Origin of the sequence: Kribbella albertanoniae (genome assembly GCF_004348455.1) — a bacterium.
Lineage (GTDB): Bacteria > Actinomycetota > Actinomycetes > Propionibacteriales > Kribbellaceae > Kribbella > Kribbella albertanoniae.
In genome coordinates this window covers 1-19,464 of sequence record NZ_SMKA01000042.1, presented here as the reverse complement: position 1 = coordinate 19,464, position 19,464 = coordinate 1, and the positions used below count along the sequence as shown (strand labels likewise).

The 19,464-nt window shown below is 67.7% G+C and carries 15 protein-coding genes and 1 pseudogene; 8 read left to right on the top strand and 8 right to left on the bottom strand.

All coding sequences use genetic code 11. The annotated features are described in order from the left end of the window. Window positions 1-2: 2 nt before the first annotated feature. Genes E1261_RS12770 through E1261_RS12760 form a run of 3 tightly spaced genes read left to right on the top strand, consistent with a single transcriptional unit; the run spans window position 3 to window position 3,349 of the window. Window positions 3-803 (top strand): hypothetical protein, encoded by an 801-nt coding sequence (locus E1261_RS12770; RefSeq protein WP_132406136.1) that lies wholly within the window; start codon window positions 3-5, stop codon window positions 801-803. Beyond that, window positions 800-2,071, top strand: coding sequence for an ATP-grasp domain-containing protein (locus E1261_RS12765; RefSeq protein WP_132406134.1), 1,272 nt, complete (start codon window positions 800-802; stop codon window positions 2,069-2,071). The genes E1261_RS12770 and E1261_RS12765 overlap by 4 nt, the downstream gene beginning before the upstream one ends. After that, window positions 2,072-3,349 (top strand): MFS transporter, encoded by a 1,278-nt coding sequence (locus tag E1261_RS12760; protein ID WP_132406132.1) that lies wholly within the window; start codon window positions 2,072-2,074, stop codon window positions 3,347-3,349. It abuts the gene before it with no gap. A 15-nt stretch (window positions 3,350-3,364) separates the two neighbouring features. On the opposite strand, the gene E1261_RS12755 is transcribed toward E1261_RS12760, so the two are convergent. Genes E1261_RS12755 through pseB form a run of 6 tightly spaced genes read right to left on the bottom strand, consistent with a single transcriptional unit; the run spans window position 3,365 to window position 9,229 of the window. Next, window positions 3,365-4,180, bottom strand: a complete 816-nt coding sequence (locus E1261_RS12755) for a class I SAM-dependent methyltransferase (protein WP_132406130.1) — start codon at window positions 4,178-4,180, stop codon at window positions 3,365-3,367. Window positions 4,181-4,218: 38 nt separating this feature from the next. Further along, on the bottom strand, window positions 4,219-4,956 hold the full coding sequence (locus E1261_RS12750; protein WP_238176174.1) for a cytidylyltransferase domain-containing protein: 738 nt from the start codon (window positions 4,954-4,956) through the stop codon (window positions 4,219-4,221). Then, window positions 4,944-5,759 (bottom strand): hypothetical protein, encoded by an 816-nt coding sequence (locus tag E1261_RS12745; RefSeq protein ID WP_132406128.1) that lies wholly within the window; start codon window positions 5,757-5,759, stop codon window positions 4,944-4,946. The genes E1261_RS12750 and E1261_RS12745 overlap by 13 nt, the downstream gene beginning before the upstream one ends. Beyond that, complete coding sequence (locus E1261_RS12740) at window positions 5,759-7,105, bottom strand: hypothetical protein (RefSeq protein ID WP_238176173.1); 1,347 nt, start codon at window positions 7,103-7,105, stop codon at window positions 5,759-5,761. Before E1261_RS12740 ends, E1261_RS12745 begins: the two co-directional genes overlap by 1 nt. 19 nt (window positions 7,106-7,124) lie before the next feature. Beyond that, window positions 7,125-8,249, bottom strand: coding sequence for a DegT/DnrJ/EryC1/StrS family aminotransferase (locus E1261_RS12735; RefSeq protein WP_132406126.1), 1,125 nt, complete (start codon window positions 8,247-8,249; stop codon window positions 7,125-7,127). After that, on the bottom strand, window positions 8,249-9,229 hold the full coding sequence (pseB, locus tag E1261_RS12730; protein ID WP_132406124.1) for a UDP-N-acetylglucosamine 4,6-dehydratase (inverting): 981 nt from the start codon (window positions 9,227-9,229) through the stop codon (window positions 8,249-8,251). The genes E1261_RS12735 and pseB overlap by 1 nt, the downstream gene beginning before the upstream one ends. Before the next feature lie 99 nt (window positions 9,230-9,328). Between pseB and E1261_RS12725 the strand changes: the two genes are divergently transcribed. Beyond that, window positions 9,329-10,336, top strand: coding sequence for a PseG/SpsG family protein (locus E1261_RS12725; RefSeq protein WP_238176172.1), 1,008 nt, complete (start codon window positions 9,329-9,331; stop codon window positions 10,334-10,336). Here the strand turns inward: E1261_RS12725 and E1261_RS12720 are convergent. Both E1261_RS12720 and E1261_RS12715 read right to left on the bottom strand, forming a co-directional pair. Then, window positions 10,321-12,507 (bottom strand): hypothetical protein, encoded by a 2,187-nt coding sequence (locus E1261_RS12720; RefSeq protein WP_132406122.1) that lies wholly within the window; start codon window positions 12,505-12,507, stop codon window positions 10,321-10,323. The genes E1261_RS12725 and E1261_RS12720 overlap by 16 nt on opposite strands. A 38-nt stretch (window positions 12,508-12,545) precedes the next feature. Further along, a complete protein-coding gene (locus E1261_RS12715; RefSeq protein ID WP_238176171.1) occupies window positions 12,546-14,780 on the bottom strand; it encodes a hypothetical protein in 2,235 nt (744 codons plus the stop codon). Window positions 14,781-14,885: 105 nt separating this feature from the next. Between E1261_RS12715 and E1261_RS12710 the strand changes: the two genes are divergently transcribed. The 4 genes and pseudogenes from E1261_RS12710 to E1261_RS12695 form a co-directional block, all read left to right on the top strand. Next, window positions 14,886-15,638: an N-acetyltransferase gene (locus tag E1261_RS12710; protein ID WP_132406120.1), complete on the top strand. Its 753-nt coding sequence runs from the start codon at window positions 14,886-14,888 to the stop codon at window positions 15,636-15,638. 212 nt (window positions 15,639-15,850) lie between these two features. Then, entirely contained in the window at window positions 15,851-18,145 is a 2,295-nt protein-coding gene (locus E1261_RS12705) for a glycosyltransferase family 2 protein (RefSeq protein ID WP_165952476.1), read from the top strand. After that, entirely contained in the window at window positions 18,145-18,966 is an 822-nt protein-coding gene (locus tag E1261_RS12700; protein WP_132406116.1) for a hypothetical protein, read from the top strand. The genes E1261_RS12705 and E1261_RS12700 overlap by 1 nt, the downstream gene beginning before the upstream one ends. Then, window positions 18,959-19,464 (top strand): annotated as a pseudogene (locus E1261_RS12695) (hypothetical protein); the annotation flags it as partial. The gene E1261_RS12700 and the pseudogene E1261_RS12695, both read left to right, overlap by 8 nt.

Sequence of the window (19,464 nt, the reverse complement as noted above, 5' to 3'; positions counted from 1 at the left end):
AGATGACAGCTGAGTACGGAACCGTTGCCGAGTTCGAAGGCCAGCGGCTCGCCGGCGAGCGGCTGGTGGTCGTGGTGGACTTCGTGCAGTTCGCGGCCGGCGAGAGTATCGGCGACGCCGTGGCCGGAGCCGTTCCCGGGCGTCGCGTCGTGCGGATCGATCCGGTCGCGGACCTCGCTCGCTCGGGTGAGGTGCTGACCTTGTCCGGGCTCGCCGACCGGTACGCCGAACAACTTGCCGGCACCGTTGTCGGCGGGTCGCTCGACGTGATCGGGTACTGCAGCGCGGCGCCACTCACGATCGCTCTGGTCCAGGGACTTCTCGATCGGGGAGTCCGGGTCGAGCGGCAGCTCCTGGTCTCACCGTCGATCCCGGACCGCGTTCAGGTCCGGACCGAACTGGCCGAGATGCTGAACGAGTTCGGTTCGCCGGACCTGATGCCGGCCGCCCTGCCGGATTCCGTCCCGGCGGCCGATGTCGAGATCCGCCGCGTGCTCGCGACCGGCCTGGCCGCGATGGCCGAGGCCCACGGCTTGTCGGAGGTTGAGGCAGAAATCCTGACCGGTGAGTACGGAGACCGCTGTGCCGCCTGGTTGTCCTACCTGATCGCCGCGTCGGCCGCGGAACCGGCGGAACCGGCGGCCGGCACCCGCCTGGTCCTCAGCGCTGATCTGGCCGGACCGGTCGTCGCAGGCTGGGCCGAGCGCCGGGCCACGATCACGATTCTCGTCCCGCAGCGTGAGCTCACGGCAAGCCCGGAGTTCCTGACCGTCCTGCAGCAGCTGGTCCAGGCGGAGTCATGACGCTGCTGGTCGTTGTGGACCACGGTGCGGTCACCTCGGGCGACCTGGTCGTCGGGGTGGCGTTCCACGAGCACGTCGCCTTCGTGCTGCCGGCGGATCACCAGGCCGCGGAGCTCGTTGCTGTGCTCGAGGCAGCGGGGCCGGTCGTGCCTCTGTCCGGCGACGAGGCGGCCGATCTCGCGCGGCTCCGGACCTTCGCGCCGACCGGAATCCTGACCTTCAGCGAGCGGGCCCTGGCCGGTACGGCGAGGCTCGCCGACGAGCTCGGTCTGGTCTTCCATCGCCCCGACGTGGTGACCGCGCTGACCGACAAGGCCGAGCAGCGTGCACTGCTGGCCAAGCACGGGGTGGACGAGGTGCGATCCCGGACGATCGGGGCAGCATCGCAATGGCCGGGCGTGGTCGCCGAGCTTGGTCTGCCGCTCGTTGTGAAGCCAATCCGCGGCGAAGGGAGCCGGGACACCCATCTGGTGCACTCCTGCGAAGCCGGCGAGGAGATCCTGGCGGATCTGCTGGCCGGGGGGACCGACGCGCCGACGATGGTGGTCGAGGAATACCTGGTGGGTGTCGAATCCGCGCCGTTCGGTGACTACATCTCCGTCGAGTACCTGTCGCAGGGCGCCCGCCACGACCTGATCGGGCTGACCGGGAAACTCCCGCAGCTGCCGCCGTTCCGCGAGACCGGTCAGTTTGTGCCCGCCACCGTCGCTCCGGAGCTGCAGGCCGAGATCGTCGACCTGGTCGGTCGGGCTCTGGACGCGCTGGGGGTTCGGGACGGGATCACCCACACTGAGGTCAAGCTGACGGCCGACGGCCCACGGATCATCGAGGTCAACGGCCGGCTCGGCGGTCATCTCAACGAGTTGTACCGCCGTGCGAGTGCGCTGGACATGGTCGAGCTCGCGGCCCGGGTCGCCCTCGGAGAGGCCGTGGTGGTCGCGCCGACCGTCGCGGAGCGGGTGTACTTCCAGTTCTACTGCCAACCACCGCTGACGGCGACGAGGCTGCTGGCGGTGGAGGGCGCGCGAGACGTGCTGCGGCAGGCCGGGATCTCGGGCCGCCGTCAGCTCGTGCGGCCGGGATCGCGGCTACCTGCCGACAGCCGCTCGTTCGATCTCGATCTGATCTGCGGAGAGGTCGGTCAGCATTCCGAGCTGTCGTCGATCCCGTCCTCCGCCTTGCTGCCGCTGCGCTGCTCGTTCGCCACTCCGGCCGGAGATGTCTGGCTCAACGCTGCCGAAATGCTCACACGAGAAGGTGATCACTGAATGCGGGTGCACTGGGACTCCTCCCTGAGGCTGCTGCGGCATGCGCCGTTCAGGAACCAGTATCTGGCCAGCTCGACCTCCATGATCGGCAGCGCGATCACGCCGGTGGCGCTCACCTTCGGTGTGCTCGAGGCCACCGGTTCCGTGGCCGACCTCGGCTATGTCCTGACCGCCTATTCGGTGTCGCAGGTCGTCTTCATGCTGATCGGCGGGGTCTGGGCCGACCGGGTGCCGAGGCAGCGGCTGATGATGCTGGCTGACGGCCTGCGCGTGATCACGCAGGTGGGCTTCGGTGTCCTGCTGCTGACCGGCGAGGCCACGGTTCCGTTGATGATCCTGCTCCAGTTGGTGTGTGGCGCGGCCACCGCGTTCTTCCTGCCGGCGTCCGTCGGCCTGGTCGCGCTCACCGCTCCGCCCGGTCTGGTCCAGGAAGCGAACGGGCTGATCTCGTTGACCCGTAACCTGATTGGCACCGTCGGACCGATGGTGGCCGGCACACTGGTGATCACCAGTGGCGCGGGGTGGGCCCTGGTGATCGACGGCCTGACCTTCGTGGTCAGCATGATCTTCCTGGCTCGCTTGGTGCTGCCGGAACGCGTCCGGACCGCGGCCGCGCAGGTCGGGTTCTGGAAGGAACTCCGAGCAGGCTGGCACGAGGTGACGCGCCGTAGCTGGATCTGGACGTCGATCCTCTACTTCATGGTCTTCAACCTGATGTTCTCGGCCTTCCAGGTGCTCGGTCCCGCGGCTCTGGTCGATCAGCACGACGGCGGGCTGCGCTGGGGAGCGATCATCGCCGGCCTGAGCGTCGGTCAGGTCATGGGCAACGCACTGACGGTGTGGCTAAGGCCGGCGAAACTGCTTCTGATCGGCCGGTTCGTGCTGCTGCTCGCCTGCCCGGTGCTCTTGCTGCTGGCCGCGGACTCCAGCCTGATCCTGCTGGTGGTCGCCAGTGCCCTGGCCGGGATCGCGATCAGTTTCCCGGACACCTTGTGGGACACGGCGCTGCAGGAGCAGGTGCCGGAGGAGTCGCTGTCGAGGGTTTCGTCCTTCGACTTCACCGGTTCTCTGGTCCTGCGTCCGGTCGGCTTGGCGCTGGCAGCGGCGATAGCGGCCGCTGCGGGGACCGAGGTCACCCTGATCGTCAGCGCGGCGGTGATCGTGGTCGCCACCTTTGTCAGCCTGCTCGACCCGGCCACCCGCCGTCTGACCCGGCTGCCGGTGCCGGACCGGGACACCGATGATCTGCTGCCCGACGGAGCGCCGGATGCCGCGTGAGGTGAGCCCCGCGCCCTACAGATGTGGGGCGACCGGCGCGTCGAGGGTCCGGCGGTAGTTGGCCAGGTCGCTCGGCCGGGTCCGGTAGCACTCGGTGAAGTACGGCATCCGGAGCGGCTCGGGCGGTCGCGCGCTGGCGTCGTAGATCGCGTCGACCTGCTCCAGCACCGTCTCGCGGCGGGAGCCGGTCAGCATCGCGATCCGGGAGTGCGACTCCGCAAGCTGCTTCAGGTTGTGTCGATCCAGATCCTGCCAGTGCCGGAACCGGGCGGTTTCCACCCCGTCGAACATGTCCGACTGCAGCAGGGTCGGCACCGGGTCGAACTTGTCGGTCCCGTGGCTGTCCGGCCCCTGGATCGCCTGCATCATCCGGCGCACCCACGGAACCACGACGTCCGCGTTGTTCCAGAGCAGACCCAGTACGCCGTTCGGTCGCAGGATCCGAGCGATCTCCGGCAGCGCCCGCGCGTGGTCGAACCAGTGGAAGGCCTGCCCGACGATGACCGCGTCCACCGAGGCATGCGCGAGCGGGATGGACTCGGCCGCCCCGACCATGGTGTCGATCCCGGGCCGCTTCCGGCAGACCGACAGCATCTCCTCGGAGGGGTCGACGGCGACCACATCGTGCCCGAGTGAGGCCGCGACCGCGGCCAGCTTCCCGGTGCCGGCGCCGAGGTCGAGCACCTGCAGCCCGCGTCCCGGGCCGAGGACCCAGGTCAGCGCGTCGACCGGAAAGGTCGGCCGGCCCGCGTCGTACGCGGCCGCGACGGCCCCGAACGACGTGGCGCGTGCCGCGTCGGAGGGGCCGGGTGCTGGATCATCGGTGCTCATCACGGTAAATCATGCCGTAGCCGACCAATTGCACGCGGCTACTCGCCGAGCTTCTTCTGCTCGATGTGGGCGTTGAGCGTGGCCAGCTCGGGGTGGGTGTCCAGAATCTCGACCAGTTCGGCACAGTTCAGGCTGGTCGCGTCGTGTTCCTCGAAGAGGGCGTCGAGCAACTTCCAGTCGTCCGGGGTGTCCAAGCAGAGCCGGTACGACGCTCCGCCGCCGGCCCACGGGAGGTTCAGCAGCCGGATCTCGCCGGAGCGGTTCTGGTGCAGGTACGGGGTGACGTGCTCGCGGTCGGCGGGCAGAGTCGCGTGGGCCTCCGCGTCGTACAGGCGTTTCGCGGAGAAGACCTCGTAGTCCATGCCACGCGGGTAGGTGCGCTCCAGGCAGTTCGAGATATAGAGGTCGAGGTCCTTCTCGGACCGCCAGCGGTCGACGGCGGCGGAGATGATCGCCGGGTCGATCAGGGGGCAGTCGGACGTGACCCGGACCAACCCGTCCAGCTCATGCTCGCGGGCCGCACCGGCGAACCGGCTCAGTACGTCGTCCTCCGAGCCCCGGTAGACCGGAACGCCCGCGTGCTTGGCCACCTCGAGGATGACGTCGTCGTGGTAGTTCGTGGTCGTGGCCACGACCACCGGGAGACCGGTCTGACCCAGCCGATCCAGGTGATGCTCGAGGAAGGACTGCCCACCGGCGGTGAGCAGCACCTTGGCCGGCAGTCGCGAGCTCGTCACGCGAACCTGGGTGACGATGCCGATCTTCAGTCGTTCCATCGGAACAGCTCCCGGATCTCCGCTGGGCAGACGACATGGTCGACGCCCAGTTCGGTGTCGGTGAACTCCTTGGCGACCGCCGCCGGGACGAACGGCTGGTCGAGTTCGGGCCAGAGGCGTTTGATTCGCGCCTGCCCGCCGAACGACGGGTGCTCGTTCTCCAGCACCATCGGGTCGCCGTACACGCCGGGCTGCAGGCCGATCGAAGCGCCGTACAGGACGGCGGAGCTGAGCCGGTTGGAGGCGACGCGGGTGTGGCCGCGGAGCTCGCGCAGTTGTTTGAGCAGGAAGTCGGCGTCGGTCTTGCGCCAGTGCAGACCGCGGTAGCCGTGGGTGATGACGCGGAAGCCGGCGTCGGCGTAGACCTTGCGGATGGCGGGCTGCTGGTATTCGTTCCAGTACAGGCAGACGGTCACCGGGCCGGTCTCGTGCTCGTTGATCGAGGCAACGATCCGGCCGTGGTCGCCGAGCACGTTCTGGCCTTCCCAGCCGTGGAAGGGGTAGAAGAGTGTGCCCTTTGCCTTCTTGGCTGGGGTCGCGAGGTTCGGATGGTTTTTGAGCAGGTAAAGCCAGACCGAGCCGATCACGGAGTAGTTGCGCAGTCCCATCGACTGACCGCGCCTTCTCACGCTGTCGGTCCAGACAAACTTCGGCATCCCCGGCGCGAAGTTGGTGCCGTGGGCGAAGCCGTCCAGGATGTTCCACCCGTGCTGCAGGTAGCCCCAGATCCGCGGCGGTTTGCGCAGACCGGCGTATGTCGCCATCACGTCGGCGTGCCCGTAGAAGTGGTTCGCGTGATGCATCAGCGCCTCCGCACTAGGCGCTTCAATCGGCGCCGGACCACCCGCGCCGGATTCAGCATCGCGTGCCCGAGCCGATACGGCACCGACCGCCGGATCCCACTCACGGTCCCCTCGAACAGGACCGCCCGCGCACTCGCATGCGCCAACTCATCCGCCAACCGCGCAACCGTGACGAGCTGCTCAGCACTCCCCAGCGGCCTGATCATCTCCGGACTGGTCGTTGGTGCCAGCGTGATCCCAACCATCGAAGCCAGCCTCGCGGTCAGGTCGTGGGCACTACCTCCAGCAGGCCAAGGTTGCCGCGAGCCACTTTCCAACGCCCGCCGAGCAAACCGCGCCATGTACTCCTCAACCGTCCCGCCATCCGCCTTGCCAAACAGCCGGTACGACGTCCCGTCCACGATCACGTTATCCGCAGCACCCGACTCGGTTGCCGTCCGCAACCACTCGACGTAAGCCGCGACCTCCCGCCGCAACGCCAGCTGGTCATCCACCCGCAGGGCCGCCAGCAACCGCTCCTCCACCAACTCCCCGGAGTTGGTCGCGACCGGCACCTCCACATCCCCCGCCACGACATACCAAGCGGGCGCCAACTCCACCAGCAGCCTGGCCCGCGCCGCATCCATCACCACCCGATACGGATCCATCAACGTAGGCCCACTGTTGCACTCAGCAACGACTCTCGCTGCTGTTGCCGCAGTCAACTGGTGGTCGTCAGCAACCAAAACCTCGGCCGCAACCAACGACGGATACACGCCGAAAGTCTGTACGTTCTGGAACTCCGCCCGGAGTGCCTTCAATCCTGCCGGTGCGGTGTCGCCCACTGCGCGTCCCCAGTCTTCGTCTCGGGGGAGCGCCGCCGTGATGTCGGGCTGGATCATTCGGTTGACGCTGAAGCTATTGGTTGCGCCAAGCAACAGCCGCCCGTTGGGAGCGAGCCGGGCGACGAGTTTGTTCAGGCCCTCCGTCCACGGCAGTGATGCAGTGTCCGGGCCGACCAAGCGCTCCAACCCGTCCAGGGCGACGATCAGGTCGTAGGTCTCATCCGTCGAGAACCGGTCCAGCGAACCGCAGTAGACCTGGGTCTTCGCGTGGGTGAGCGATTCGGCGAGCTCCTCGGCATCGGGTGCCGATCGGACCAGGATGTCGATCGACTCGGCCTGCGCTGCGACGTCGGCGTACAGGCTGTGGCTGTGCGGGCCGGCGATCAGCACGGTGTCGCCGGGTCTGAGGGCGGCGGCGAGCAGGGTGCTGGCAGCCGGTCCGGAGACAGCGGGACGGCTGTCGGCCGGATGGAGATCCGACCAGTTGAGCATCTCTCCACCGACCAGATTCGATCGGGTCACTTCAGTCACTTTAGGGCCCCTAGCCAACCAGTCCTGTGAGGGTCTCGATCACCCGGTCGACGTCGTTGTCGGTGAGGTCCGGGTAGAGCGGGAGGGAGAGCTCCTCGGCGTAGAAGGCCTCCGCGTTCGGGCACAGGCCGCGGGAATATCCCTGCCGTGCAAAGACAGGATGCCAGTAGACGGGGATGTAGTTCACCTGGACACCGATGCCGGCGGCCCGCATTCCCTCGAAGATCTCGCGCCGGCGCCCGTCCAGCACCCGCACCGGGTACAGGTGCCAGGCGGGATCGACCCCCGCTCGCTGCACCGGCGTACGCAGTCCGTCCACGCCGCCGAGCGCCTCGTTGTAGCGCGCAGTGATCTCCGCCCGCCTCTGTTTGAAGGCGGTCAATCTTGAGAGCTGAGAGAGCCCCAGCGCCGCGCCGAGGTCGGTCAGCCGGTAGTTCACGCCGTACTCGTGCACCTCCTGGTGCCACGGACCCTCGTCGACCATCTCGAACCGCGACGGATCCCGGACCAGCCCGATGAAGTGGAACTCGTGCGCCCGCTGACCCACCGCCGGGTCCTTGCAGACCACCGCGCCACCCTCACCGGTGGTCAGATTCTTGGTCGGGAAGAACGACATCGTCGTCACGTCAGCGAGATCGCCGACCGGCCGCCCACCGGCGCTCCCGCCGATCGAGTGCGCCGCGTCCGCCACCGTCCGCGCACCGACCGCGTCAGCCAGCGGCTGCAGCGCGGCATAGTCCGCAGCCTGGCCGGCGTAGTCGACCGCAGCGATCGCCTTGGTCCGCTCAGTCGTCACCGCCTCAACCGCTGCCGGATCAATGAGCGCGGTGTCTGGGTCCACGTCTGCGAAAACAACGCGAGCACCCAGGAGAGCCGCGCAGGACGCAGTCGCGACGAACGTCATCGGAGTCGTCACCACCTCATCACCAGGCCCGACTCCGAGCGCGGCGTACGCGATGTGCAGTGCCGCGGTCCCCGACGTACAGCTGACTGCCCGATGCCCACCGGACAGCTGCGACACCGCCTCCTCGAACGCACCGACCGCGGGCCCGGTCGTCAACCAGTCCCCTTGCAGCACGGCAGTCACTGCCGCGATGTCCTCGGCCGAGATCGACTGCCGTCCGTACGGGAGCACTAGTCAACCTCGAGAATCTTCTGGATCTCCTCGATGGAATACCACTGGTCGTTGGTGTTCGACGAGTAGTGGAAACCCTCCGAGACCGGTACGCCGCCCTCGGGCGCGAGGTAGCCCCAGGTCGCCAGGTCGGGCTGCAGCACGAAGCGGTTGCCGACCGTCAGCGCCCGCCGGCCCTCCTCCGGGCTGATCATTTCCTCGTGCAGCTTCTCGCCCGGCCGCAGCCCGACGTCGTGCATCTTGGCTCCGGGCGCGATCGCCTCGGCCAGGTCGGTGACCTTCATCGACGGGATCCGCGGCACGTACAGCTCGCCACCGGTCATCAGCTCGAACGAGTCGACCACGAACTCGACCGCCTGCGGCAGCGTGATCAGGAACCGCGTACACCGCAGATCGGTGATCGGCAGCGACTGCCCGGCCGCGTGCAGCGCACGGAACTTCGGGATGATCGACCCGCGGCTGCCCATCACGTTCCCGTACCGCACCACCGCGAACCTGGTGTCGTACGCCGCCGCGTAGTGGTTGCCGTTGATGAACAGCTTGTCCGCGGTCAGCTTGGTCGCGCCGTACAGGTTGATCGGGCTGGACGCCTTGTCGGTGGACAGCGCCACGACCCGCTTGACCCCGGAGTCGATCGACGCCTCGATCACGTTCTGTGAGCCGATCACGTTCGTCTGGACGAACTCCCACGGGTTGTACTCACCGCTGTCCACCTGCTTCAGCGCAGCCGCATGCACGACGTAGTCGACCCGGTGCATCGCCCGCAGTAGCCGCGCCCGGTCGCGAACGTCACCGAGGAAGAACCGCAGCCGCGAGTCGTCGCCGAACAGCTGGCGGACCTCCCACTGCTTCAGCTCGTCGCGGCTGAAAACGATGATCCGGCGCGGATTCAACCGGTCCAGCGCGTGCTGCACGAACGCCCGGCCGAACGACCCGGTGCCGCCGGTGACGAGAATGTCGGAGCCGGTGAGGATGGACACGTCGAGCAGGCTCCTTCTGACGGACGGTAGCGGTTGCCGCTCCGAAACAATAGCTGCCCGGTTAAGAACCCTTTCAATCCACTTGGATACGGTCTGTACGTGAGACATGTCGGAGTGCGGTGTGATGTGGGACCGGCCCGGGGTGTCGGTCACGTGATGCGCTGCCTCGCTCTTGCCGAAGAGCTGCAGCGCCGCGGGCTCACCGTGGAGTTTGTCTGTGACGTTCACACGGTGCCGTGGGCGGCTGCACAGATCGCGGCTCGAGGGATCGCTGTGCGGCCGGCGGTGTGGACTGCTGCGGAGCATGTGGAGGTGCTCAGCCGGTACGACGCTGTGGTGTTCGACTCGTATGACCTGGCGGTGGACGTCTATCCGGCGGTGCGGGCTGCTGGGGTGCCGACGCTGGCGATCGTCGACGGGGACTTCCGGGGTGCTGTGGCGGACGTGCTGGTTGACCAGAACCTGGCGGCCGAGTTGGACCGGCCTGTGTTGCCGCCAGGGACGGTGCGGCTCGCGGGACTCGACTACGTGCTGATCCGGGACGAGATCCGCGCGCTGCGCCCGTCCGAACCACCTGCGCCGCGGGAGGTCGCCGTACCGAAGGTGTTTGCGTTCTTCGGTGGGACGGATGCTTTTGGTGCTGGGCCGGCGGTGACCCGAGCACTGGTCGCGACCGGCGTACCTTTTGACGCCACTGTGGTTGCTCCGACGCCTGAACTCGCCGCACAGATCGCTGCGGTGTCAGAGCGGGTGAAGGTGATCGGTCCGACCGATCAGCTCGCCAAAGCGGTGCGGGAAGCGGACGTGACCATCAGTGCGTCTGGTACGTCGACCTGGGAGCTGCTGTGCCTTGGCGCGACCGCAGGCTTGGTGTGTGTCGTGGACAACCAGGTGATGGGCTACGAGCGAGCGATCGGCACCGGTACGGCGGCTGGTGTCGGAGTGCTCTCAGAGCTGAGGGCCGACCCGACCGCCGCGTCCGCCGTACTGAAGCGGCTCCTGACCGATGCGGCCGAGCGAGCGCGACTAGCGGCCGCGGGATGGCGAATGGTCGACGGTCAGGGGCGCGTCCGAGTGGCCGACGCACTGCTTCACTTGATCTCGTAGATCGTCACATCGAGGGTCGCGTGCCGGATGCTGACAAACTCCCCGAGCTTCGGTGACACCGCACCGGCCCGGCGGTCGGCGAACAGGTAACGCACCCCGGCGTTGCGCAGCCGCTGGATGACGTCGGCCGACGGTGACTTGAACGCGGTGTCGTTGGTGGCCAGCTTGCCGCTGTCCCAGTACGGGATCAGGCTCGGGTTCGAGTTGGTCTCGAGAGCGATCCGGTTCGCCTGGTTCGAATACGACCAGCCTTCGACCAGGACCGGTCGCTCGGACAGGGCGGCGAGCCAGAAATGCCGGCTGTCGCACACGTTGCCGCGCTGGATGATGCAGTGCGCGTTGGTCGCGATCAGCTCGCCTGGCTGGGTGTTCCGCCGCAACCAGCGTGCAGCTCCTGCCTCGGCCGCTGTCGCTCCACCACGCGAGACCTTGGCGTAGACCAGGTTCGACGCGCTGTCCGAGACAAACGCCTGCAGTGGCACCAGCACTGCGCCGATCATGCACGCAGCCACCGAAGCGGCCACGATTGCGACTCCCACGTTCCCCGGTCGCCGGAACACCTTCCAGCCAAGCCCGACGACCACTCCGACGATCAGAAGCACAGCCAGCGTCCACAGCCACGGACCTTTGACACCTGCCATACCGGCGGCCTTGGAACGCGCAACCGCGAGCCCGGCCAGGCTGAGCGCCCCAGCGACCCCCACCAGCGCCACACCACGCCGGTCACCCAGTTGGCTCACCAGATTGGCCAGTCCGACACAGGCAAGCACCGCGATCGCCGGGAACGCCGTACGGAGGAAGTAGAGCTGGCTGATCCCGGACTGCGCGGTCATCAGCGTGCCGATCAGTCCAGCCACCGCAAACCCCATCAGGAACGCAGTACCGGCATCACGCCACTTCCGCCCGAGGAACCACATCCCACACACCGCAAGCCCCCAACTCGTCAGAGTCGCGAGTGGTGATGACGACAGCTGGCTGAAGACTTTGAACGGTTTGATCTCTGTGCCCCAGGTGGTCCCGCCGAAGATGGTCAACACCGCAGCGAGGAACACGACGAACGACAGCAGACCACCGAGCAGTGCGGTCCGATTGCTCTTCCGCGCCATCCCTGCCTGCACGAACGCGAACGCGAACCCCAGCCCTGCCAGCGGCAGGATGGTCGACTTCGAGCCTGAAGCAACCAACACGAGCAGGACCAGCAATACCCACCGACTCCGCGGTGGCTCAGCCCGCAGCAGATCGACCGCCACCACACAGAGCGCCAGAGCGATCATGACGCCCAGGTTCTGGGTGGGACTCAGGTAGGCCGCCACTGCCGTGGACACGCCACCGAAACCAGCATGCGCAAGCGGCTGCATCGCACCGCCCAGTCCGGCGATCAGTACGGCCAGCGGCCCGGCCCACGTGGCGCCGGTCTCGGCCGTCCGTGCAAACCGGCTTGTCAGTGCAAAGACCAGCCCGCACCCGGCCAGGAACAACGGCAACCAAGTGAGGGAGTGGATGAGGTCGGTCAGGTCGATCCGCGTCGCCCACGCAGTCGCAGCCGTCGACTGGTGGTAGAAGGAGTGGTACTTCATCGGCTCGCCGCCAAGCCACAGCGTCGACACCGGTACGTCGTACTTCGCGCTGGCGGCCACGGCCTGCTGGAACGCCAGATCGGGGTACGAGCGGAGCGGATCGGTATAGGCAGGCAGGAACTGGCCCGGACCGCGCCGGTAGACGATCAGAACGACGACGGTGGTCGACAGTGCGAACAGCCACGCCTGCAACGGCCGGAGTGGTTGCGCAACCCGGCGCCAGACCCGCGCCCGGACGTCACTGTCGATGAACGAGAGCACTAGCACGATCGGGCCCCACACCCAGGACCACGCCTGCAGTCCGATCGACGCAGCGGCCAGATAGACCACGATCTGTCCCGCAGTGCCGACTGCGAAGCCGCCGGCCAGGTCCTCGACCAGGTTGCGGCTGTAGTTGCCGACCAGCCGCCACAGCGCGAAGCCGGGCAGTGCGACGCCGAGCGAGGTGAACAGGACGAACCGGCCGACCTCGAAGAAAGTGGAGTGCTGCAGCAACAACCCGATCCCGAGGATGCCGACAGCAACACCTGCCAGCAATCCCGTCAGGGACGGCCCCGCCGTTCGCGGCCCCCGCCGCCGTGCCCGTGCGCGCATGGGCACACCCTAGAGTGAAACGGCGCGTTTACACAGGGTCATCCGAGTTCGTAGACAACCGCATCCGGAGCCTGGTACCGGACCGTTGCCAGGGCCTCCAGCTCCGGTGACACGGCGGTCTGCGCAGGGTCGGCGTACAGCCAGCGGACGCCGTACTTGGTGCGCAGTTCCTGCAGGTTGTCGCGGGTCGGTGCGACGAAGACACGGTCGTTCTCGGCGAGCTTGTCCTGGTCCCAGAACGGGAGGATGTTCGGGTTCAGGGCAGTGCTGACGACCTGGTCGTTGATGGTGTTCGTGTAGGCCCAGCCTTCGACCAGGACGTGCCGTTCGCTGAGTCCGGCGATCCAGAAGTGCCGGGCGTCACAGCCCAGCGCGCTCTTGCGGGCGCAATGAGCGTTGGTGGCAATCAATTCGTCGGGGGTGGTGTGGTCGCGTAGCCACCGCGCTGCGGCCAGTTGGGTGGCCGACGGTCCCAACAGCGTGTCCTCGGCAACTGCTGCCAGCGGCTTCGGGTTGTCCATGCTGGGCAGCGCGCGCAGTGGTAAGTAAAGACCTGCACCCATAGCCGCCAGCACGAACCCTGCCAGCGCCACTCGAGCAGTCCGCTGCCAGAGCGCAGCGGCGACGCCGACCAGTGCGAGCAGTGCGATCGTCAGGACCCATGGCAAGACCAGTCCGGTCAGTGTGCCGTCCTCGCGGCGGAACAGCACCGCGTCACTCGGTAGTGCCCGGACGATCCGCCGTGCGACCACAGCCGCCGCCATGCCACCCAGGACTGACCCGAGCACCAGCCACCTGGCTCGGCGGACAGTGAACACCAGCATGTGCGCACCGACCGCAGCAAGCACGGCGATGATCGGTACGGCGGTTCGGTGGAAGTACATCTGGCTGGAACCGGACTGGTCGGTCAGAGCCATTCCGCAGAAGCCCGCGACCGATATCCCGATCAGGAAGATCATCCCGGCGTCACGCAGCCAGCGCTTCGCCGTACCGGCCAGAACGACCAGTCCGGCGCTACCGAGCAGCCAGGCCAGGCAGGTGACGATCGCACTGATCCACATCGAGCTGTGGTCGTAGTCGCCGGTGTCCCACTCGCGCTGCCAGGCGATGAACGGGTAGACGCCGATCTTGGCGAAGGTGACCCACGGCCGGAGTGACAGTCCGGTCGAGTGGTTGCCGAAGACCACCACGATCGCGGTCAGGATCACGCTGGTCACCGCTACCGCCATCACCACCGCACGCCGAGCGATCCGGCGCTGGCAGAGGCGGACGGCCACGACCAGCCCGAGACCGCAGAGGACCAGCGGCAGGATCGTCGCCTTGGAGCCGGAGGCGGCCGCTGCGACGAGCAGACCGATCAACCAGGTACCGCGGCTGTTGCGGCCGCGCAGGATGTCGACGATCACGATCGCCAGCAGCACGGTCAGCCCACTACCGAGGTTCTGCGTCGGACTGCCCCAGAGGTAGGCGGTCAGGCTCTCCTGCGGCAGGGTGAAGCCGGGGTACACGTTCACGGTGCCACCGATCGCGGCGACCGCGACGGCGAGCGGACCGGCCCAGCGTGAGCCCGGTGCGAAGCGGTCGGTCAGTACGAAGACCAGTGCGCACGCTGCGAGCGTCAGAGGGATCCAGCCGATCGTGTAGATCAGATCGGTCAGGTCGACGCCGGTAGCCCAGTTCACGGCTGCAGTGAACTGGTGGAAGAAGTAGTGGTAGTCCATCTGCTCGCCGTGCACGTACGACGCCTGCAGTGGGAAGTCGTACTTCGCACTGGCCGCCAGAGCCTGCTGGTACGCCATGTCCGGGTTGTTGTACGCCGGATCCGTGTACGGCGCTGGTGCGACGTTCCGCGGCCGTGCGATCGCGTACACCGGTAGCGCGCAGGCGGTGGCGAGCAACCAGGCAGTCAGCGGGCTCACTGGGCGCTCGACCCGACTCAGCACCCGACGGCGCCAACCCGGTACGGCGAACGCTGCCACCACGACCGGGAGTGCCCACAGCCAGGCCCACCGCTGCAGACCGAGTGGTGAGACAGCCATGTAGATGAGCAGCAGTGCGGAGACACCGACCAGCGAGCCGGCCGCCAGGTCCTCGACCAGGTTGTGCCGGAACGGACTCCCGAGCCGCCACAGCACCAGACCGGGCAGGGTGATTCCGAGCAGCCAGAAACGCACCATGGCGAAGACGCTGTCGGCGGAAGTGGCTCCGGCCATCAGCCAGATCACCAGCACGGCCAGAGCGGCACCGGCTGATGCTTTTGCGAGTTGGTTCACGGCGGTCCGCCTACCGGGGCGGGCGGTCGGACGTGCCGACGTGCCCACTGTGAGGGTCGGCACGCGCGCCACCCTAGGCACTCATTCGCTAAGCTGCCAACTCCTATGAGTTGGTACGAAGCGCTCGAGTCCGGTGAGCTGAGCATCCGCCCATCGGTGGACGCGGCCAAGCGGTTCGGTGTTTCGATCGACCGCATGTCGGTGTCTGCCTCGGCCGGGACGCCACTCGCCGAGGTGCTTGCTGCCGTCGAGCGGTCGACGGCCGATGTCGTCGTACTGCGGTATCCGGCGCGGGAGACCACGTGGTTCGCCGCACTGTCCGACGGGCCGCGGGACGCGCTGCTGGCCGACACTGTCGTGTACTGGTCGCTCCCGGCCGGCAAGGGTCGACGGCCGGCGCCACTGGCCGGTTTCACGGCCAAACTCGAGCCGGCGGCGGACGACGTACTGGTCGATGACGTGGTCGCCGACATCTTCGGTGACTCCGGGAACCACTACTGCGCGAACCCGATGTTCGACCGGGCGGTCGCACTGGCCGGGCGGCAGGAGTGGGCGCGGCGGCGGATCAGGGAGGCCGGGGCGGTCATCCTGCGCGGTCCGGACCGGCGAGTGCTCGCGCTGGCTTCCATCGACGAGCAGCGCTCCTGGACCGAGATCCAGCTGGCCGGCGTCGTACCGGCTGAGCAGGGCCGCGGCCGGTACGGGCACCTGCTGTCAGCCATCGAGGATGCGGCCACGACGCGCCGCCTGGTGGTCTCCACCCAAGCGCACCAGACCGGAATCCAGCGCATCTGGGCACGTTACGGCTTCGAACCAGTGCATAACCTCCTCACAGTCCACCTCGTTGCCGCTACGTAGGGTGCGCGGCCAGGGCGCACCCCTCGGGCGAGGGGAGTACTGCCACCAGTGGCCTGCAAGGAATGTAGCTCGACGCTATCGGCGCCCAGGCACGCACCTCGCGCCACTTGCCCAGCGCCCACGATGCTCCGCATCGAGGCCACTGACCAAGCATCACGATGCACGCACCTGGACACCGCTATCGTTCGACCTACATTCCTTGCAGGCCACTCGTGACGCCTCGGCTGAGCGTGGTGGTGCCCTTCTACAACGTCGGGGAGTACATCGGCGACTGTCTGGACTCGATCGCCCGGCAGACCTGGACCGATTTCGAGGCGATCCTGGTCGACGACGGGTCTCCCGACGACAGTGCGGTGATCGCGAAGGACTTCTGCACCCGGGACTCGCGGTTCCGGATCGTGCAGCAGGACAACGCGGGTCTCGGACCGGCGCGGAACACCGGCGTCCGGCACGCGCAGGGGGAGTATCTGACCTTCGTCGACAGCGACGACCTGGTCACCCGGCACGGCTTCCAGAAGCTCGTCCGCGCGCTCGACCGGACCGGCTCCGACTTCGCCGGCGGTAACGCGCGGCGGTTCAACAACAGCTCCGGCGTCCGGCCGTCCTGGCTGCACCGCCAGCCGTTCATGCGGGACCGGTTCGCCACCCACGTCTCCGAGGTGCCCGACCTGGTCCTGGACCGGATGGTCTGGAACAAGGTCTACCGACGGTCCTTCTGGGACGAGCACGGCTACGAGTTCCCCGCCATCCGGTACGAGGACTACCCGGTCACCCTGCAGGCGCACCTGGACGCCGTCACCGTCGACACCATCGCCGCACCGGTCTACTACTGGCGCGAGCGGGAGTCCGGTGAGTCGATCACCCAGCAGAAGTTCCAGCTCGGCAACCTCCAGGACCGGGTCACCTCGGCCGGACTGGTGATGGACCTGGCCGACAACGCACTGCCGGCGATCCGGAGCAAGCTGCACGCACACTTCACCCAGATCGACCTGCTGACGCTGATGATGGCGTTCGGTGCAGTTCCGGAAGGCGAGGAGCAGGCCCTGGTCGACCTGGCCGGTAGTCTGCTCGGTCGGCTGGACCCGGCCGCGCTGGAGCGTGCACACCGTTACGACCGGATCCAGCACGCCGCACTGCGCGCCGGAGACGTCGACCTGCTCCGGCGGCTCGCCATCTTCCGCGAAGAGGGCGGACTGCGCGGCGGTGCCCGCGTCCTCCCGCGCCCGCGGAAGCGCAAGCAGTACGTCTACAACTACCCAGGCCTGTACGACGGCGCCGTGTCGCCCGAGCTGTACCGGGTGGCCGAGCAGGACCTGACGCTGGCAACGAGCGTCCGCGAGGTCAGCTGGGTCAACGGCAAGCTATCCGTCAAGGGCACTGCTGAGATCAAGCATCTGGCGATCTGCGAGTCGTCCAGCCTGCGCATCGACCTGGTGATCGCGGGACTGCCGTATCCGCTGCAGGTCCGCCGGTACGACGCCACTGACCTGCACGGGGATACCAGTCGGGTCGGGTTCGAGGTGGTGCTCGATGAGGACCTGCTGGCCCGATGCACGGCCGGTCCGGCGCATTTCGACGTACAGCTGAAGTTGGGGCGGTTGCGGCGCCGGGACAAGCTCCGCGGCCAGGCTGCGGGCAGTCCGGGCTGGCCGCCCGGTGCGTGGATCTCCCCGACCAGCTGGGTTCAGCCCGGTCCCGGCAAGGACGGGTGCTTCGCCGTACGGCGGCTGTCCGACCCCTGCCGGTTGACGTCGATCGAGCACACGCCGGACGCGCTCGTGCTGCACGGGCGGTCGTCGTTCGATGAGCCCTCGTTGTTCGTCACCCGACCGGTGTCGGGTGGTGAGGAGCAGGTACCGATCAAGGTGGACGGGCGCGACTTCACTGCCTGGCTGCCGATCGGACCGATCCTGGCGGAGACCAATCCGGACGATCCGTTCAGCCAGCGGACCACGCGCGCCTTCCGGCTTCGCGGTCCGGCCGGTGAGGAGAAGCTGCTGCTGTGGACGGCCGGCGAGCGCGCGATGTCGCACGCCGAGCGCGGTCGGGTCGTCACGATGACCCGCTCGACCGGCGGGTACGTCAACCTGCACGAGTCACCGATCCGCTTCGCCGCGACGGCTGTAGTTGCTGCGGGCAACATGTTGGTCGCGCGAGGACCGGACTGGGGCGAGGTGTCGTTCGCCTGGCGGCGCTTCCTGCCGGGCAGCGACGACTATGTGGAAGTGCCGGCGCGGCGGAGTTTCTCGGACGACGGCTGGTCGGCCGTGGTCGATCTGGACGCGCTGGTCCCGGTTGTCGACCCGACGGTTGAGCGACGAGTGTCGGTCGACCCGACTGCCTCGCTGGCCGACTGGATCCTGTTCGCGGTTACACATGACGGCTCGGCCCACGCCGTACAGTGCGAGCCCTTCCTGTGCAGCCGGCTGCCGCTGGTGGTCCGCAGTGGCACGCACTCGCTCGCCGTACGGCCGCATGCGGGCACTCTGCACGTGGAGGTGCGCTGATGCATCACCACAACCACTACTACGGGCAGGCGCACATCCTGGCGCGCTATGCCGGCCTGGAGTACGACCAGCCGCCGCGGCTGCGTGGATACCTGCAGCACGGCTGGAACATCGGCTGTGGCTGGAATCCGGTGCACGAGTTCTACGACGGCGCGTGGCGGTTCACCTGGAGCGATGCGCCGCGGCGGCGCGGCCATGCGCTCGGCCGGCGGAACTACCACAGCATTGGTGCGCCGTTCCTGTACCTGCTCGACCTGGTGCCTCCTCCTGTTGAGGTCGAGCGTGAGGGCACGCTGTGGTTCCTCTTCCATGGCTGGGAGGGCGGCAAGATCCACGGCGACCACCAGCGGCTGATCGACGAGATCCGCGAGACCGAGCCCGGTCCGGTGACGTTCAGCCTGTACTACACGGAGTACGAGCGGCCCGAAGTACGCCAGTACTACGAGGACGCCGGCTTCCGGGTGGTGTCGTTCGGGCGGCGTGGGTTCTCCTACGAGGGCACCGACAAGCAGTTCCTCTACAAGCAGCTGGCCGAGCTGCGCAAACACAAGCGCGTTGCGGCCAACCGGCTCTCCACCGCCATCTTCTACGGCGTCGCCGCCGGCTGCGAACCAGCCGTGTACGGCGACCCGATGGAGATGGACGGTGAGAACCCACTGTTCGGTGGGCAGAGCCGGATCGAGCGACTGTGGCCGGAGATGCTCGGTACGTCGATCGACCTGGAGGCGGCCCGAGCGACCACCGACCTGGAGCTCGGCAAGGACTGGATGATGCCGGCCGCGGAACTGCGGATGCTGTTCGATTGGAGAGAGCGTGTCTGAGGTTCTGGTGGTCCGTGGTGAGATGCAGCCCTGGACCGATCACACGACGCGTCAGCCGGTGCTCGCTGCGCTCCTGACCGACGTGATCCCGGCCAACCGCCGGACGCTGATTCTCGGGCCGCACTCTCCACTGCTGATCGAGTCCGTGCTCGCCCACTCGGCCGACGTCACCATTCTGGTCCGCTCCGTCTCCGACGCTGAGCAACTGACCGAAACGTTCGGCCCTTGCCTGCATGTGGTCGCCGGTGCGCTGGACGGTCTGCGGACTGTCGCTGCTGCCCAGCCCACTCTGTTCGAGGTAGCGACTGACGGTGTGGCGCCTTTTGAGGTAGTGATCGCGGCAGACGGCTTGGACCGCGTCCTCGGCTACGACAGCGAGCACCTGAACTGGACCGAGCGCCTGGCTGCGCTGCACGCACTCACAGCACCGGACGCCGTCGTCGTACTGGGCCTACGCAACGAGTTCGGCCTGCTGAACCTCCTGGACCGCCGCCCACC

Coding starts and splice junctions, on each gene's coding strand:
- E1261_RS12760 (WP_132406132.1), top strand. CDS start 2,072: ATGCGGGTGCACTGGGACTCCTCCCTGAGGCTGCTGCGGCATGCGCCG.
- E1261_RS12765 (WP_132406134.1), top strand. CDS start 800: ATGACGCTGCTGGTCGTTGTGGACCACGGTGCGGTCACCTCGGGCGAC.
- E1261_RS12770 (WP_132406136.1), top strand. CDS start 3: ATGACAGCTGAGTACGGAACCGTTGCCGAGTTCGAAGGCCAGCGGCTC.
- E1261_RS12720 (WP_132406122.1), bottom strand. CDS start 12,507: ATGCGCGCACGGGCACGGCGGCGGGGGCCGCGAACGGCGGGGCCGTCC.
- E1261_RS12700 (WP_132406116.1), top strand. CDS start 18,145: ATGCATCACCACAACCACTACTACGGGCAGGCGCACATCCTGGCGCGC.
- E1261_RS12750 (WP_238176174.1), bottom strand. CDS start 4,956: ATGGAACGACTGAAGATCGGCATCGTCACCCAGGTTCGCGTGACGAGC.
- E1261_RS12755 (WP_132406130.1), bottom strand. CDS start 4,180: ATGAGCACCGATGATCCAGCACCCGGCCCCTCCGACGCGGCACGCGCC.
- E1261_RS12745 (WP_132406128.1), bottom strand. CDS start 5,759: ATGCATCACGCGAACCACTTCTACGGGCACGCCGACGTGATGGCGACA.
- E1261_RS12710 (WP_132406120.1), top strand. CDS start 14,886: ATGAGTTGGTACGAAGCGCTCGAGTCCGGTGAGCTGAGCATCCGCCCA.